Below are 13,823 nucleotides of genomic sequence, written 5' to 3'. Positions count from 1 at the left end.
TGGACGTCATGACCACTTGGGAATATGCCACCGTTCCGCTGCTCACACATGCCACCAAGCAGATCCTCGACTCCTGGGGGGAGGACGGCTGGGAACTCGTCACCGTCATGCCGGGACCGAACCCGGAGAACGTCGTCGCCTACATGAAGCGGGAGAAGAACTAGATGTCGACCGTTTCTGAGCGGCTCGACGAGCTGGGGATCACCCTGCCCGCCGTCGCCGCCCCCGTCGCGGCCTATGTACCCGCCGTCCGGACCGGTAACCAGGTCTGGACCTCCGGACAGTTGCCCTTCATCGACGGTGCCCTGGGCACCACCGGCAGGGTCGGCGCCGAGGTTACCGCCGAGGAGGCTGCCGACCTGGCTCGCACCGCCGCCCTCAACGCCCTGGCTGCGGTAGATGCGCTCGTGGGTGTAGACAAGATCACCCGTGTCCTCAAGATCGTGGGCTTCGTCGCCTCCGCCGAAGGCTTCACCGGCCAGCCGACGGTGGTCAACGGGGCTTCCAACCTCATGGGTGAGATCTTCGGTGAGGCGGGCGCCCATGCCCGTTCCGCCGTGGGTGTCGCGGAGCTTCCGCTGGCCGCCCCGGTGGAGATTGAGCTCATCGTCGAGGTCTCCGACTAACCTGCTTCCCCGGTTCGGCAGGCCGGGAAAACCGGGCTAAGCTGATGCCCATGGAGCATCCTGCTTACAGCCAGCGTCGCCCGGTGACGCCTTCCGTGTCGGTGATCCTGTGCGCCAACCCGGGCTATGCCGCCCTGGAGGGCACCAACTCCTGGCTTGTCCGTGCTGAGGGTGACACCCGCAGCATCGTGATTGATCCGGGGCCGGAGGACGAGGGCCACCTCAACGTCATCCGGGCGAATGCGGGGGAGATCGCACTGGTGCTGCTGACCCACCGCCACCCTGACCATGCCGACGGCGCACCGCGTCTGCGCCAGCTCACCGGCGCGCCGGTCCGCGCCTTCGCCCGGACCGCCTCCTCCGATGATGTCGGACCCCTCGCCGACGGCGAGGTGATCACCGTCGACGGTGTCACCCCGCAGATCGAGGTCGTGCATACCCCGGGTCATACGGCTGACTCAGTGTGCTTCTTCATCTGGTCCGGTGTCCCCGGGGAATCCACCCTGGAGGGCATCATCACCGGTGACACCATCGCGGGCCGGCACACCACCATGATCTCCGAGACCGACGGTGACCTCGGGCAGTACCTCAGCACCCTGGAGCTGCTGGAGCGCCGGGGGCGGGACATTCCGCTGCTGCCGGGTCACGGTCCGGACGGCAGGGACGTCTCGGCCTTTGCCCGAAAGTACCTGGACCGCCGTCATCTCCGCCTCGAGCAGATCCGGGACATCCGTGCCCGGCAGGGGGAGGGCGTGGAGCTGAAGACGTTGATCGACGAGATGTACGACGACGTGGATCCGGTGCTGCGTCACGCCGCGGAGCAGTCCACCCGCGTTGCCCTGCGCTACCTTGACGGTGTGAAGACCATCTGACATGCCTGACCCGGCGGAGAGCCAGGGAGTGAAGAAAAAGAAACCCGCAGCCCTCAAGGGCTGCGGGTTTCTTTTTCGGCTCCGGGGTCAGCGGGCGCGCTTGGCCAGGGATTCGGTGTCCACGATGAGCACGGACTTGCCCTCCAGGCGGATCCAGCCACGGTGGGCGAAGGTGGCCAGGGCCTTGTTCACGGTCTCGCGGGAGGCGCCGACGAGCTGGGCGATCTCCTCCTGGGTGAGGTCGTGGTTGACGCGCAGGGCGCCACCCTCCTGGGAACCGAAACGGTTGGCCAGCTGGAGGAGGGTCTTGGCCACGCGGCCGGGGACATCGGTGAAGATGAGGTCGGCCAGGGAGGCATTGGTGCGGCGCAGGCGGCGGGCGAGCACGCGCAGGAGCTGCTGGGCGATCTCGGGGTGGTCCGAGACCCACTGCTTGAGCATGTCCGAGGTCATGGTCGCGGCCTGGACCTCGGTGACGCATACGGCGGAGGACGTGCGCGGACCCGGATCGAAGATGGACAGCTCACCGAACATATCGGAGGGGCCCATGACGGTCAGGAGGTTCTCCCGGCCGTCGGAGGCGTGGCGGGCCAGTTTCACCTTGCCGGCGGTGATGATGTACAGACGGTCGCCGGGTTCGCCCTCCTCAAAGATTGTTGTTCCACGGGGGTAACGGGCCGTCTCCATGTCCTGGGTCAGGTTGGCCACGGCCACGGGGTCCACCCCCTGGAAGATTCCGGCGCGGGACAGGATCTCCTGTACACCTTCCACTTATCGCTCCTAGGTCATAATCGACGTTAGTTGACAGGGCGCCGGGGGAAAACCTCGGTGGTATAGGCTGCAGCCCGCGGATCGGGCACATCTGTGATATCCGGCGCAATGTGTTCGCCACCACCCTACCGTGGAATTGGTCACTGGTAGGTATCGGAGGGAAATTTGTCACATCACACTGATTATAATACGCGGTATCTAATTCGTTGATTTATCACCGGTCTGCAACACGACGGACTCCAGTTTCTCCATCAGCAGAGCGAACAGCGCCAGGACCAACGGGGCGGCGACGACGAGAACGGCGATCATGGGTGTCCATCGTAATGGCTAAGCTGTCCCGTATGTCGGTCACGTCCTCACATTCCCATCCCGCCGCCAGCGGCACCGAGACTGACCTGGGCCGCACGCGGCGGGCCCGCCGTATCAACCGTGTTCTGGCCCAGATCCATCCGGATGCACACTGCGAACTCGACCACCGCAACCCACTGGAGCTGGCGGTCGCCACGGTCTTGTCCGCCCAGACGACGGATGTCCGGGTCAACCAGGTCACCCCGGAACTGTTCCGCCGTTATCCTACGGCCGCTGCCTATGCCGCTGCCGAACCCGCGGAGCTGGAGGAGATCCTCCGACCCCTGGGTTTCTTCCGTGCCAAGACGAAGAGCCTCATCGGGCTGGGCGAGGCACTGGTTGCGCGTTTCGACGGCCAGGTGCCCACCGCCCTCGAGGACCTGGTGAGCCTGCCCGGTGTGGGGCGTAAGACCGCGCTCGTCGTCCGCGGAAACGCCTTCGGGCTGCCGGGCCTGGCGGTGGACACCCACGTCACCCGCCTGGCGGGTCGGCTGATGCTCACCGAGGCGACGGATCCCCTGCGCATCGAACAGGCGTTGTGTGCACAGATCGAGAAGAAGGAGTGGACGATGTTCTCCCACCGGCTCATCTTCCACGGCCGCCGGGTGTGCCACGCCCGTCGCCCCGACTGCGTGTCCTGCGGCATCGCCCGGGACTGCCCCTCCTACGACCCCACCTCCGGAGCGTGAACATGAACCGGCAGCACACCTGGACCATCATCATCGGGCTCCTCCTCACCGTCGGAGTCTTCGCCGCGGCCGCCACGATGCTGCGCACCGTCAACGAACCTGCCGGAGAGCCGCAGGCGGCCGTCACGACGGAGAGCGCGGGGAACGACGGGGCGTCGCAAAGCGATGTTCCGCCACGCCCGGACTGCCCGGCCATCGGCGCGGGTGGGGTGACGCTGGACTGCCTCGGCGGCGAGACCGGTGAGGGGGCGGGGGAGGGCATCACCGTGGTCAATGTGTGGGCCTGGTGGTGCGGACCCTGCCGCGATGAACTGCCCTACTTCGACGAGTTCGCCGCCACCCACCCCGAATACACTGTCGTCGGCGTCCACGCTGACGCAAACCCCGGCAACGGTGCGGCGATGCTCGAGGAGCTGGGCATCAGCCTGCCCAGCTACCAGGATGACGACAATCTTTTCGCCGGTACCCTGGGATTACCCGGCGTCATCCCCCTGACGCTGGTATTCGACGGCACCGAGCAGCTGGCCCTGTACCCGAGGACGTTCCAGTCGGTCCAGGAACTGAGCGAGGCCGTCGCTGATGCAGTGGAGGACACGTGAGGAATGATTTCGGGATCGACCACCCCGGCAGCAACACCGAACTGAATCCGGAGCAGGCCCCGCGCTGGCTGCGCCAACTGGTTTCCGAGGTGTCGGACGCCCGCGAACACCCCGATGTCCGGCGCGTCGACGCCTGCATGACCAACCGGGAGGGCCCTGACCGCTCGGCGGCCGTCCTCATGCTCTTCTCCGGTGCCGACCATCTCCAGGCCTATCCGCCTGAGGACGCCGCGGTCCTGCTGACCCACCGCTCGCCCGCGATGCGCTCCCACTCCGGGCAGATCGCCTTCCCCGGCGGCCGGGTTGATCCCACCGACCTCAACCCGGTCGACGCCGCCCTGCGGGAGGCCTGGGAGGAGACCGGGCTGGACCGCACCACCGTCACCCCGGTGGCGGAGATGGATCCGGTCCACATCCGGGCCTCCGGCTACCCGGTGCACCCGGTACTCGGCCACTGGCACACCCCCGGCGAGGTCGGCATCGCCAGCCCCGCGGAAGTGGCGGATGTCTTTCCCGCCTACCTCTCCGACCTGGTCGACCCCCGCAACCGCCTCATGGTGGGCTGGTCGGGATGGAAGGGGCCCGCCTTCACCATCAACGACTACCTCGTGTGGGGTTTCACTGCCGGCCTGCTCTCCGCGCTGCTGTACCAGGGCGGCTGGTCGCGCCCCTGGGACCGGGAGACCACTCTTGACCTGCAGGAGACGCTGGCGAAATCCCGCAACAACGAACCGCGCTATTCCGATCCGGGCAACCGGGTAAGATTTCTCCGGTAAACACCGGAGCACTCCTCTCCGGCACGTCCACCCGACAGGAACCTGAACTTCGTGACCCCCGCGCTCATCGTCGACGGCCTCATCGTCCTGGCGGTTTTCCTCGCGATCACCGTCGGCTGGCGCCAGGGCGCGTTCACCTCCGTGCTCTCCACCGTGGGGGTGGTCGCTGGCCTGATCATCGGTGCCGCGCTCGCCCCGCCGGTCATGCAGCTGACGGATTCCGTCGCGCTACGTTTCCTGCTGGGCCTGGGCACGATCATCATGCTCGTCGGCCTGGGCAACCTCATCGGCGGGATCCTGGGGGCCTCGGTCCGGGACCGGATGCGGATGCGGGCCTCCCAGACCATCGATTCGGCCATCGGTGCGGTGTTCACCGCCGCGGCGACCCTCATCGTCGTCTGGTTGATCTCCATTCCGCTGGCCACCGGCCTGACGGGCCCCGTCAGCCAGGGATTGCGCAACTCGGAGGTCCTCGGTTTCGTAGACCGCAACACCCCTCCGGGCCTGGAGCAGCTGCCCACCCGCATCACCGTGCTTCTCGACGACTCCGGCTTCCCACCCCTGTTCTCCCCGTTCAACGAGCCACCCGCCCGGGAGGTCGCCGCCCCCAACATCCAGGTCGAGGACCAGGCGCTGGTGGAGCAGCTGCGGCCCGCAGTCGTCCACATCCAGGGCGATTCCGACGAATGTCGACGCCGCCTCATGGGCTCGGGCTTCGTCACCGCACCCGACTACGTGGTCACCAACGCGCATGTCGTCGCGGGTACCCAGACCGTCCGCCTGGACACCGTCCTGGGGGTCCATGAGGCCACTGTCGTCTACTACAACCCCGGGGTGGACCTGGCGGTCCTCCATGCCCCTGACCTGGGCCTTCCCACCCTCCAGTGGGCGGAGGCCCCCGCCGACACAGGCGACGACGCCATAGTCATGGGCTTCCCCGAGTCCGGTCCCTTCGAGGCGGCCCCGGCTCGCATCCGGGACAAACTGCTCATCGCCGGCCCGGACATCTACGCCTCTGGGCGGGTGGAACGGGAGGCCTATACCGTCCGCGGCACCATCCGGCAGGGTAATTCCGGTGGCCCGCTCGTCGATGCCGAGGGCCGGGTGCTCGGAGTGGTCTTCGGTGCCAGCGTTGACCAGACCGACACCGGCTACGCGGTCACCGCCGCCGAGGCGCAGCGCCAGATCGGTGACGTCACTGACCTGGTCGACCTCGTGGACACCCAGGGTTGCGTGGCCAGCTGATCAGCGGGGCCGCCCGGCGCTGGCGGGGGCGGGGTGGCGCTCCACGAAATCGGCGATGACGTCGACGAAACCCGCCGGGTTCTCCAGGTGGGGGAGGTTGCGCGTACCGGATACGTGGGAGATCTCCACCACGGCGTCGACCCGGTCGCGGGAACGCTGTGTCAGTTGCCGCCAGTCCCGCTGCGGTGGCTGCACGAGCAGCGTGGGGGCCGTGACCTTCGCGTGCAGCCAGCGGGCGGAGACCGTGGCGGTGAGCATCCGGTTGGTGCGCAGGATCGCCTGCTGGGCATTGCTGATCTGGGCTGACCGCAGGCGCAGCTGGAGCGTCGGCGCGAAGGCGGGGGAGCGGGAGAAATCCGCGGTGGTGTTCAGCTGGAGCTGGCGGCGGTAGGCGGCTGCCACCAGGCCCGGTACCAGGTGGAACAGGGGCAGGGGCAGCCGGGAGAGGAGCGCCCGGGTACCCAACCAGGGGTAGTTCCAGGGTCGGGCCGCGATCGCCCGGCGCAGGTCCACCGGGTGGGCGGAACTGACGGAGACCAGGCTGGCGACCAGCTCGGGGTATTTCGTCGCCAGCGCCCAGGCGACGGTGCCGCCCGTGTCGGAGCCGACGACCACGGCGGAGTCATACCCCAGGGAACGGATGACTCCGGCGATGTCCCCGGCGGCGGTGCGCAGGTCACCACCGGCGGTGGCCGGGGGTTTGTCGCTCAGGCCGTAGCCGCGGGCGTCGACGGCGACCACGTGGAAACCCCGGGCAGCCAGTGGTGCGATCACCTCCCGGAAATCGAACCAGCCGGAGAAGGCACCGTGCAGCAGCACCACCAGGGGATCTCCCGGATCACCCGCCGCGGTCGCATGGAGCCGTACACCACGGGTGTGGACGAGCTCATGGGTGAAGGGGCCGTCCAACTCCACCACGGAGGGCGACAGAGCGAACCGGCGGCGCTTGGGGCGGTGGCGCTTCAACACGTCGGGGCAGGTCCTTTCGGCGGGGCGAAGAAAAAGCCGCCCGTCCGCTGCCGGAGACAGGAGCGGAGGGGCGGGGGAGGATGCGGGGTCAGCTGTACAGGCCGCGGTCGCGGCCCTCCAGCTTCTTCGTCGCCTGGCCCGGGACGAGTTTCTTCAGTTCGGTGACCGACTCGATCGTCTGCTTCGGAGCCCCGATCTTCTTCACCTTGCGCCAGCCGAACAGGGCGAGCACCGCCGCGAGGAGGACCATCACCAGGAAGACGATGAGGAAGGCGGCCCACGGCTCCAACCAGACGCTCAGCAGGGCGGCGACGAAGAAAAAGAAGAAGAAGGAGGAGTAGAGGGCGATGACGCCTGCAACGCCGAAGAGGCCGCCCCCGATGGCGCCCTTCTTGGCTTCCCCGGCGAGCTCCGTCTTGGCCAGCTCAAGCTCGGCGCGGAACAGGCTGGACATCTGGGAGGTGGCGTTGGAGACCAGGTCGCCGATGGAGCCTTCACCCGGACGGGTGGTGTCGACGTCGCTGAGCGGGATAGAGCTGACGCGCGGAGTGAAGTCCTTTGGTCCGTCGGTGAAAAGTCCGTTTGTGCTCACGATGTGCCTTCCTGCAGCGGTGTCATGCCTTAGTTGTCCATGGTGCCACGGATTCACAATGAATGCGGGTCCCTTGCAGGGCTATCGTAGTGGATATGTCTGCGGTTGACCCTCTCCAACCCCTCCTCCAGCTCGGCGATGCAGCGACACTCGCGACGGAGGCCGTGTCCGCGATCGCGGCGGTGCACCGGCGCCCCGTCTCCCTGCGCAGGGCTGACGTCACAGGATCGGAATCCGTGCTGCGCGGTGCGCGTACCTCCGCGTTGATCGAGGACCCCTCGGCCCGTGACCTTGCTGAGCCGGTGGGGGGTGCTGGGGGCGTCGATAAGCGTCTCCAGCATGCTCGCACCCGATTCCCTGCAGGCCTCGGCGCGGGTGTTCTCCCGGGCGCCGCTGCAGGTGCTCTCCCGCATGTCTGTGCTCGCCGGAGGGGGCGGACGTCCGGAGGGTGCGCCCGAGCGGCTGCAGCAGCTGGCCCTGTTGATCAGCCAGGGCGCCCATGATGTGCTGCTGCCCCAGGTCGTGCACGCGGAGCTGCTCGCCCATGAACCCTTCGGGGAACGCTCCGGACTCATCGCCCGTGCGGCAGCCCGGCTGTCGGCGGTGACCTCCGGGCTGGACCCGCGTGGGCTGGCGGTGCCGGAGCCCTATCTCCTGCGCCACCGGGATGACTATCTCGCCGCCGCGGCAGCGTGGCGGCAGGGCAGCGCGGTGGAGTTCCTCGAACTGTCGCTGCGTTCCTGGATCGCCGGGGCGGAGGAGGCGGAGGCCATCGCGCGAGAGCTGTGAGGCGGTGTTTCGTAGGGCTTCGGATGGTGCGGGTGCGGGGAAATGCGAGCACCTGTATTTTTCCTGGTCAAGCCTCCACCTGGGTTTATAAAAATGCGCGCCTAAGTACTATGTGGCATTTTCCGAAGCGCTCCTTTTCAGGACCGTGGTCCTAGGCTGAGCCGCGGCGGCCGCGTGCCCACCAGATACTGCCGGCGGCAGCCGCGGTGACGACGGCAACGACACTCGCGCCGATGCTCACCTCGCGCGGGGAGGGCATCTGGAACAGCGGAACCGGGTGACGGAAGGAACGGATCTCCCAGCCCCTCTCCAGGGCGGTCTTCTTCATGGCGCGGTCGGGGTTGACTGTGACGGGGTTGCCCACCATCTCCAGCATGGGGATGTCGGTGGCGGAATCCGAGTAGGCGTAGCTGAGCGCGAGGTCGTAGTCGTGTTCCGTCGCGAGGTCTGTGATGGCCTCTGCCTTCGCCGCGCCCTTGCAGTAGAAGAGGATCTCGCCGGTGAAATAGCCGTCGGCGACCTCGAGTTCCGTGGCCACCACCTGGTTGATTCCCAGCTCCTCGGCGATGAGGCCCACCAGGTGGGAGGCGGAGGCCGAGATGATGATGACGTCGTGGCCCGCGTTGCGGTGGAAGGCGATGAGCTCGCGGGCCTCCGCATAGATGGCGGGGGTGACCACGTTGTGCATGGTTTCTGAGGCGATCTCGCGGACCTGTTCCACGGACCAGCCGGCGACCATTGAGGCGAGCTGGTCGCGGGTGGTGTCCATCTGTTCGCTGGACTGGCCGGCGATCATGTAGGTGGCCTTGGCCAGGGACATCTGCAGTGCCTCGGAGGTGGTGATCAGGCCGTTGTGCATGAACTCGCGGCCGAAGGCGAAGGCGGATGAGGTGGCGATGATCGTCTTGTCCAGGTCGAAGAAGGCCGCCACGCGCGGGGGTGTTGGCGTGATGGCCTGCTGATTGGGGGTGGGCCCGGATGTCATGAGGACAGAGTCTAGACCTCCAACCTGTGAAACGTAAGGGCCGGATGTGGCTGAAGTTTCCTGAGGGACTGGCGGGGCTGCAGTGTGGATGCTTCTGGACATGAGATTCTTTCTCGAATGATTATTCGAGAAAGCTCCTCCACCGGTATTGTCTTGCTGCGCAAGGTGTGCCATAATTTCTCTTGCAAGGCCCCGACATACAGTGTGGCCTGCCCCGGCAATCCCCCCCGATGCCGGGTTACGACGGCCCGCGCACACCCCCCCCGAGGCGCGGGCCGTCCCTTATCTTCCACCCCTTCCGGCGGTACCCGTATTGTCACCGGGTCCCGTCGTGGACGCCACCGCTACAGCCGTCTTCTCCACAGGCATGTGTTGAGCCGTCAACAATCTGGGTGGTTGTCCACAACCGGAGCCCACCGGGCCTTGTGGCCGGGACCTGCAGGGGCGACTGTGGGGATATGAGAAGCACATACATTCTCGTCGCCGTCGGGGACCCTGTCATCCACCCTGAGGCCACACATATCGCCGCCGCCACCGGCCACGGGGTCATCGACACCATCGACCCCCGTGAGATCACCCGCCTCCTGCCCCGCGCCCATGCCGTGCTTGCCGACGCCGACACAGCAGGCCACGTGGCCACCCTCGACCGGCGGCCCGGCATTTATTTTCTCGCGGCCGATCCCGGGCCTGTCGACTGGCGTGCCGCCTTGACCTGCCACGCGGAGAACGCCTACGTGCTACCGGCCCAGGCCGCCGAGCTGCTCACCGCCCTGGGACATGCCCGGGCCCCGCAGCCCGGGCAGGAGACCCGCCCCACCGCAGGCTCTACGGCCCTGGCCAGGTCCGGACATGCAGCCCCTGCGGCAGGGCAGGCCGGCGGGACGCTCATCGCCGTCTGCGGCGCGGTCGGCGGGGCGGGCACCTCCACGCTGGCCGCGGCACTCGCCCGCACGGTGGCCCGCCACCACCCGGTCACACTCATCGACGCCGACAGCCACTCTGGCGGCCTTGATCTACTGCTCGGCCTGGAGGACACCCCCGGAGCCCGGTGGCCGGACCTGCGGCTGGGGGAGGGCACCGTCGCAGGCACCGATCTCCGGGCGGCCCTGCCCACCACCTCCGACGGAATCGCGGTACTCTCCGCGGCACGGAGCACCCTCGCGGACCCGTTCCGCCTCGGTCCGGAGCACATGCGCCCCGTGCTGGAGGCTCTGGGTGGCTCGCCGGGCATCACCGTCGTCGACCTACCCGCCCACGGTCCCGTGACGGAGACCGTCACCGGCACCTGCGACCGGCTCGCCCTGCTCATCCCCGCCGAGGTCCGTGCAGCCGCGGCAGCGGCAGGTCTGGTCGCCGACCTTGTCCGCGGCCGCACAGCCACCATCGGAATCGCCCGGCACCGGGGCTGGTCCGGTCTGACCATCGACGACCTGTCACGGATCACCCGTTGTCAGATCATCGGGGAACTCGGGCAGCTCTCCCGCCTGCCCCGGACGGTGGAACTCGGCGGCCTGCCCGACCGCCTGCCCGGGCCACTGGGGGCCACCGCCCGGTTGATCGCGGAGGATGCGGGGGTGGCACTGTGAATCTCCCCACTGGCCCCGCCCTCATCGAACGCGTGCAGCGCCGCCTCGTCGACACCCCCGGCGCCACCGGGAACGCCGCCGAACTCGCCCGTCTCATCCGTGAGGAAGCCGGGGTCATCTCCGATGTCGACGTCCTCGACCTGCTGCGCCGCCTGCGCCACGACTCCACCGGCGTCGGCCTGCTCGAGACCGTACTGGCGCTGGAGGGCGTCACCGACATCGTGGTCAACGGCCCGGACCAGGTGTGGTTCGACCGGGGTGGTGGCCTGGAACGCGCGGAGGCCACCTTCACCGACGACGCGGAGGTCCGTCAACTCGCCACCCGGCTGGCCACCGCCTGCGGCAGCCGGCTCGACGACGCTCAGCCCTTCGCCGACGGGCGGCTGAACCGCGACGACGGTTCCATCATCCGGATCCACGCCCTGCTCGCCCCGCCCTCGGCCGGGCACACCTGTCTGAGCCTGCGGGTCCTGCGCCAGGCCACCACCACCCTGGAACAGCTGGTCACCTGGGGCACGGTCAGCGCAGAGATTGCCGAACTGCTGCGGGGCGTGGTCCGCCACCGCCGTGCCTTCCTCGTCGTGGGTGGCACCGGCACGGGCAAGACCACCCTGCTCGCCGCGCTGCTGGCGGAGGTCGACCACCGGGAGCGGATCCTGTGCATCGAGGACACCTCCGAGCTCCAGCCCCGCCACCCGCACGTGGTCAACCTGGTCTCCCGCTCCCGCAATATCGAGGGCAGCGGCGAGATCACCATGTCCGACCTGCTCCGGCAGGCACTCCGGATGCGCCCCGACCGCATCGTCGTCGGCGAGATCCGGGGCGCGGAGGTCGTCGACCTTCTCGCTGCGCTCAACACCGGACACGAAGGCGGCGCCGGCACCATCCACGCCAACTCGCTCGGGGAGGTCCCCGCCCGTATGGAGGCACTCGCCGCGCTCGGGGGGATGGAACGGCAGGCACTGCACGCGCAGCTGGCGGCTGCGGTCGACGTGGTCATCGTCATGCGCCGGGCCGGTGATGGCCGCCGCATCGTCCACCAGCTCGGCCTGCTCAGCGGCAACCCCGCGACAGCCCACCCCGTGTGGGACAGCGGGCACGGCCCGCTCCCGGGTTTCGACGAGTTCCGGCAGGCCCTGTCATGACCGCCCTCCTCCTGCTCGCCGGACACCTGCTCCTGCCCGCCCCGGCCCCGGCCGTCCGGTTGTCCGCCCGCCCGCACACCCGCACCCGTCTGCGCACCCTGCTGCCCCTAGCCCTGGGGGCCTGCGTCACAATCCTTCTCCTGCCCGGCAGCATCAGCATCGCGGTCGCCGTCGTGCTCATCGCCGGCACCTCCGGGTGGACAGTCCACGACATGCGCACCCGCCGCCGCGCCCACCACCGGGAAACCGTCACTGCCGGATTCCTCGGCCACCTCGCCGGGGAACTGCGTGCCGGTGGTGCCGTATCCACGGCGGTGGAGCACTCCACCGCGAACCTCCCGGAGGACACCCCGCCCGAGCTGCGCGGCACTCTCCAGCAGGTGTGCGCCCACCTCCGCCGTGGAGTCCCCGGAGCGCACGTACTCACCGACAATGCCACCACCCCGGAGCTGGCGGGGCTGGGAACCCTGTGGTCCCTGGCTGAACGGCACGGCCTGCCGCTCGCCCCGCTGGTGGAGCAGGCGCAGCTGCGTATCGACACCCGCCTGCGTCACCGCACCGCCACCGCAGCCACCCTCCAGGGCCCGCAGGCCACCTCCGTCATCCTCAGCCTCCTGCCGCTGGCGGGCATCGCCATGGGCACCGCCATGGGTGCCGACCCCCTCGGATTGCTCCTCGGCGGCGGGCTGGGTGGACTTCTCCTGATGGTCGGCACCGGGCTGGCCGCGACCGGTTTCGCCTGGTCCCGGTACATCATCCAGAGGGCGGCCCCGTGACCCTCATCCTCCTCGCCCTCGTGCTGCTCCTGCCGGTTCCCCGCGCCGCCGGACGGTTGGACCACCGCAGCCCGAAAACCCCGCGTGACGGACCACGCACCCGGTCCGGGCCCGACCGCCTGTCGCTCGCCGCCGACATCGACCTCTACGCCGCCTGCCTGCGCGCCGGGCTCACCCCCGCCGCGGCGACCACGGCACTGGCAGATGCCGGCCACGACCCCGCCACCCGCGGGGCCTGGCGGTCCGTGTCCGCCCTGCTCGCGATCGGAGTGCCCGCCGGGCGCGCCTGGGCGGAGGTCGCCGACCTGCCCGGCCTGGGGGAACTCGCCGGGCTGGCCCGTATGTCGGGCCGTTCCGGTTCCGCCATGTCGGAGGCCTGCGGACGCATCAGCGAAGGCCTGCGTGCTGACGCCGCCGACCAGGCCACCGCCCGCGCCGAACGCGCCGGGGTGCTCATCGCCCTGCCGCTGACGGTCTGTTTCCTGCCCGCCTTCCTCGTGCTCGGCCTGGCCCCCGTGGTCATCGGCCTGGGCTCCCAACTGCTCACCTGAAGCAATGATCCAGAACAGAACCAACCCCACAAGGAGAAAAACATGAACCTCCACATCCGTACAAAGAACCTCCTCACCAATGACGAGGGCATGAGCACCATCGAATACGCCATGGGTTCGCTTGCCGCCGCAGCCCTCGCCGCGGTGCTCTACGCCGTCATCAACACCGGAGCTGTCGTCGACGCGATCGAATCGATCATCACCGACGCCCTGTCCAACACCCCGATCTGATGTCCACCATCGAGGCCGCGGTCGGCCTGGGCAGTCTCATCGCCGTCTGCGGGTTCATCGTCGGGGCGATCGCCACGATGGCGGCACACCTCAACGCGGTCGAGGCTGCCGGGGCCGCCGCCCGGGCACACGCCATCGGGGTGGATTACCAGCCCACCCGAGGTGAGGTGACCGTCACCGAATCCGGTGGCCTGGCCACCGCCACCGCGCGGGTGCCCGCCCCGCTGGGGGAGCGCAACCACAGTGCGGTCTTCCCGGTGGAGGTGCCCTGAC

Annotated in this window: 18 protein-coding genes; 14 read left to right on the top strand and 4 right to left on the bottom strand. The window is 68.7% G+C overall.

Annotated features, from left to right (window positions below; all coding sequences use genetic code 11):
• The first annotated feature begins 8 nt into the window (after positions 1 to 8).
• From sp36 to EAH68_RS05485, 3 genes are read left to right on the top strand one after another with little or no spacing between them, the layout of a single operon-like run.
• Positions 9 to 164, top strand: coding sequence for a Sp36 family protein (sp36, locus tag EAH68_RS05495; protein WP_126120312.1), 156 nt, complete (start codon positions 9 to 11; stop codon positions 162 to 164).
• Positions 165 to 626, top strand: a complete 462-nt coding sequence (locus tag EAH68_RS05490) for a RidA family protein (protein WP_126120311.1) — start codon at positions 165 to 167, stop codon at positions 624 to 626.
• Positions 627 to 676: 50 nt separating this feature from the next.
• A complete protein-coding gene (locus EAH68_RS05485; RefSeq protein ID WP_126120310.1) occupies positions 677 to 1,498 on the top strand; it encodes an MBL fold metallo-hydrolase in 822 nt (273 codons plus the stop codon).
• Positions 1,499 to 1,585: 87 nt separating this feature from the next.
• Here the strand turns inward: EAH68_RS05485 and glxR are convergent, their stop codons facing one another.
• Complete coding sequence (glxR, locus tag EAH68_RS05480; protein ID WP_126120309.1) at positions 1,586 to 2,269, bottom strand: CRP-like cAMP-activated global transcriptional regulator GlxR; 684 nt, start codon at positions 2,267 to 2,269, stop codon at positions 1,586 to 1,588.
• Between the two features lie 341 nt (positions 2,270 to 2,610).
• Between glxR and nth the strand changes: the two genes are divergently transcribed.
• Genes nth through EAH68_RS05460 form a run of 4 tightly spaced genes read left to right on the top strand, consistent with a single transcriptional unit; the run spans position 2,611 to position 5,926 of the window.
• On the top strand, positions 2,611 to 3,306 hold the full coding sequence (gene nth / locus EAH68_RS05475) for an endonuclease III (RefSeq protein WP_241228303.1): 696 nt from the start codon (positions 2,611 to 2,613) through the stop codon (positions 3,304 to 3,306).
• A gap of 2 nt (positions 3,307 to 3,308) precedes the next feature.
• Positions 3,309 to 3,905 (top strand): TlpA family protein disulfide reductase, encoded by a 597-nt coding sequence (locus tag EAH68_RS05470; protein ID WP_126120307.1) that lies wholly within the window; start codon positions 3,309 to 3,311, stop codon positions 3,903 to 3,905.
• The gene (locus EAH68_RS05465; RefSeq protein WP_126120306.1) at positions 3,902 to 4,681 is read left to right on the top strand and encodes an NUDIX hydrolase; all 780 of its coding nucleotides are present in this window, start codon (positions 3,902 to 3,904) and stop codon (positions 4,679 to 4,681) included. Before EAH68_RS05470 ends, EAH68_RS05465 begins: the two co-directional genes overlap by 4 nt.
• Positions 4,682 to 4,732: 51 nt before the next feature.
• Complete coding sequence (locus EAH68_RS05460; protein ID WP_126120305.1) at positions 4,733 to 5,926, top strand: MarP family serine protease; 1,194 nt, start codon at positions 4,733 to 4,735, stop codon at positions 5,924 to 5,926.
• Here the strand turns inward: EAH68_RS05460 and EAH68_RS05455 are convergent, their stop codons facing one another.
• Both EAH68_RS05455 and EAH68_RS05450 read right to left on the bottom strand, forming a co-directional pair.
• Complete coding sequence (locus EAH68_RS05455) at positions 5,927 to 6,895, bottom strand: alpha/beta fold hydrolase (protein ID WP_241228302.1); 969 nt, start codon at positions 6,893 to 6,895, stop codon at positions 5,927 to 5,929.
• Positions 6,896 to 6,983: 88 nt separating this feature from the next.
• Positions 6,984 to 7,490 (bottom strand): phage holin family protein, encoded by a 507-nt coding sequence (locus EAH68_RS05450; protein ID WP_126120369.1) that lies wholly within the window; start codon positions 7,488 to 7,490, stop codon positions 6,984 to 6,986.
• Positions 7,491 to 7,772: 282 nt separating this feature from the next.
• On the opposite strand from EAH68_RS05450, the gene EAH68_RS05445 reads away from it, so the two are divergent.
• Complete coding sequence (locus EAH68_RS05445; RefSeq protein ID WP_241228301.1) at positions 7,773 to 8,276, top strand: hypothetical protein; 504 nt, start codon at positions 7,773 to 7,775, stop codon at positions 8,274 to 8,276.
• A 151-nt stretch (positions 8,277 to 8,427) separates the two neighbouring features.
• Here the strand turns inward: EAH68_RS05445 and EAH68_RS05440 are convergent, their stop codons facing one another.
• Complete coding sequence (locus EAH68_RS05440) at positions 8,428 to 9,261, bottom strand: HAD family hydrolase (protein ID WP_126120304.1); 834 nt, start codon at positions 9,259 to 9,261, stop codon at positions 8,428 to 8,430.
• A 458-nt stretch (positions 9,262 to 9,719) separates the two neighbouring features.
• Between EAH68_RS05440 and ssd the strand changes: the two genes are divergently transcribed.
• Genes ssd through EAH68_RS05410 form a run of 6 tightly spaced genes read left to right on the top strand, consistent with a single transcriptional unit; the run spans position 9,720 to position 13,822 of the window.
• The gene (gene ssd / locus EAH68_RS05435) at positions 9,720 to 10,847 is read left to right on the top strand and encodes a septum site-determining protein Ssd (RefSeq protein ID WP_126120303.1); all 1,128 of its coding nucleotides are present in this window, start codon (positions 9,720 to 9,722) and stop codon (positions 10,845 to 10,847) included.
• Positions 10,844 to 11,992: a TadA family conjugal transfer-associated ATPase gene (locus EAH68_RS05430; protein ID WP_126120302.1), complete on the top strand. Its 1,149-nt coding sequence runs from the start codon at positions 10,844 to 10,846 to the stop codon at positions 11,990 to 11,992. The genes ssd and EAH68_RS05430 overlap by 4 nt, the downstream gene beginning before the upstream one ends.
• Positions 11,989 to 12,768: a type II secretion system F family protein gene (locus EAH68_RS05425; protein WP_126120301.1), complete on the top strand. Its 780-nt coding sequence runs from the start codon at positions 11,989 to 11,991 to the stop codon at positions 12,766 to 12,768. Before EAH68_RS05430 ends, EAH68_RS05425 begins: the two co-directional genes overlap by 4 nt.
• Positions 12,765 to 13,319 carry a type II secretion system F family protein gene (locus EAH68_RS05420; protein ID WP_126120300.1) on the top strand — a complete coding sequence of 185 codons (555 nt, stop codon included), beginning with the start codon at positions 12,765 to 12,767 and terminating at the stop codon, positions 13,317 to 13,319. The genes EAH68_RS05425 and EAH68_RS05420 overlap by 4 nt, the downstream gene beginning before the upstream one ends.
• 42 nt (positions 13,320 to 13,361) lie before the next feature.
• On the top strand, positions 13,362 to 13,550 hold the full coding sequence (locus EAH68_RS05415; protein ID WP_126120299.1) for a DUF4244 domain-containing protein: 189 nt from the start codon (positions 13,362 to 13,364) through the stop codon (positions 13,548 to 13,550).
• On the top strand, positions 13,550 to 13,822 hold the full coding sequence (locus tag EAH68_RS05410; RefSeq protein ID WP_126120298.1) for a hypothetical protein: 273 nt from the start codon (positions 13,550 to 13,552) through the stop codon (positions 13,820 to 13,822). The genes EAH68_RS05415 and EAH68_RS05410 overlap by 1 nt, the downstream gene beginning before the upstream one ends.
• Position 13,823 lies beyond the last annotated feature (1 nt).

It is taken from the genome of Corynebacterium hylobatis (assembly GCF_003955685.1).
GTDB lineage: Bacteria > Actinomycetota > Actinomycetes > Mycobacteriales > Mycobacteriaceae > Corynebacterium > Corynebacterium hylobatis.
The sequence above is the reverse complement of the archived record's forward strand: the minus strand, read 5'-3'. Positions and strand labels throughout refer to the sequence as shown.

Bases quoted from the DNA above. Each gene is read 5' to 3' on its own strand.
- sp36 (WP_126120312.1), top strand. From the start codon at position 9: ATGACCACTTGGGAATATGCCACCGTTCCGCTGCTCACACATGCCACC.
- EAH68_RS05490 (WP_126120311.1), top strand. From the start codon at position 165: ATGTCGACCGTTTCTGAGCGGCTCGACGAGCTGGGGATCACCCTGCCC.
- EAH68_RS05485 (WP_126120310.1), top strand. From the start codon at position 677: ATGGAGCATCCTGCTTACAGCCAGCGTCGCCCGGTGACGCCTTCCGTG.
- nth (WP_241228303.1), top strand. From the start codon at position 2,611: ATGTCGGTCACGTCCTCACATTCCCATCCCGCCGCCAGCGGCACCGAG.
- EAH68_RS05470 (WP_126120307.1), top strand. From the start codon at position 3,309: ATGAACCGGCAGCACACCTGGACCATCATCATCGGGCTCCTCCTCACC.
- EAH68_RS05440 (WP_126120304.1), bottom strand. From the start codon at position 9,261: ATGACATCCGGGCCCACCCCCAATCAGCAGGCCATCACGCCAACACCC.
- ssd (WP_126120303.1), top strand. From the start codon at position 9,720: ATGAGAAGCACATACATTCTCGTCGCCGTCGGGGACCCTGTCATCCAC.
- EAH68_RS05425 (WP_126120301.1), top strand. From the start codon at position 11,989: ATGACCGCCCTCCTCCTGCTCGCCGGACACCTGCTCCTGCCCGCCCCG.
- EAH68_RS05415 (WP_126120299.1), top strand. From the start codon at position 13,362: ATGAACCTCCACATCCGTACAAAGAACCTCCTCACCAATGACGAGGGC.
- EAH68_RS05410 (WP_126120298.1), top strand. From the start codon at position 13,550: ATGTCCACCATCGAGGCCGCGGTCGGCCTGGGCAGTCTCATCGCCGTC.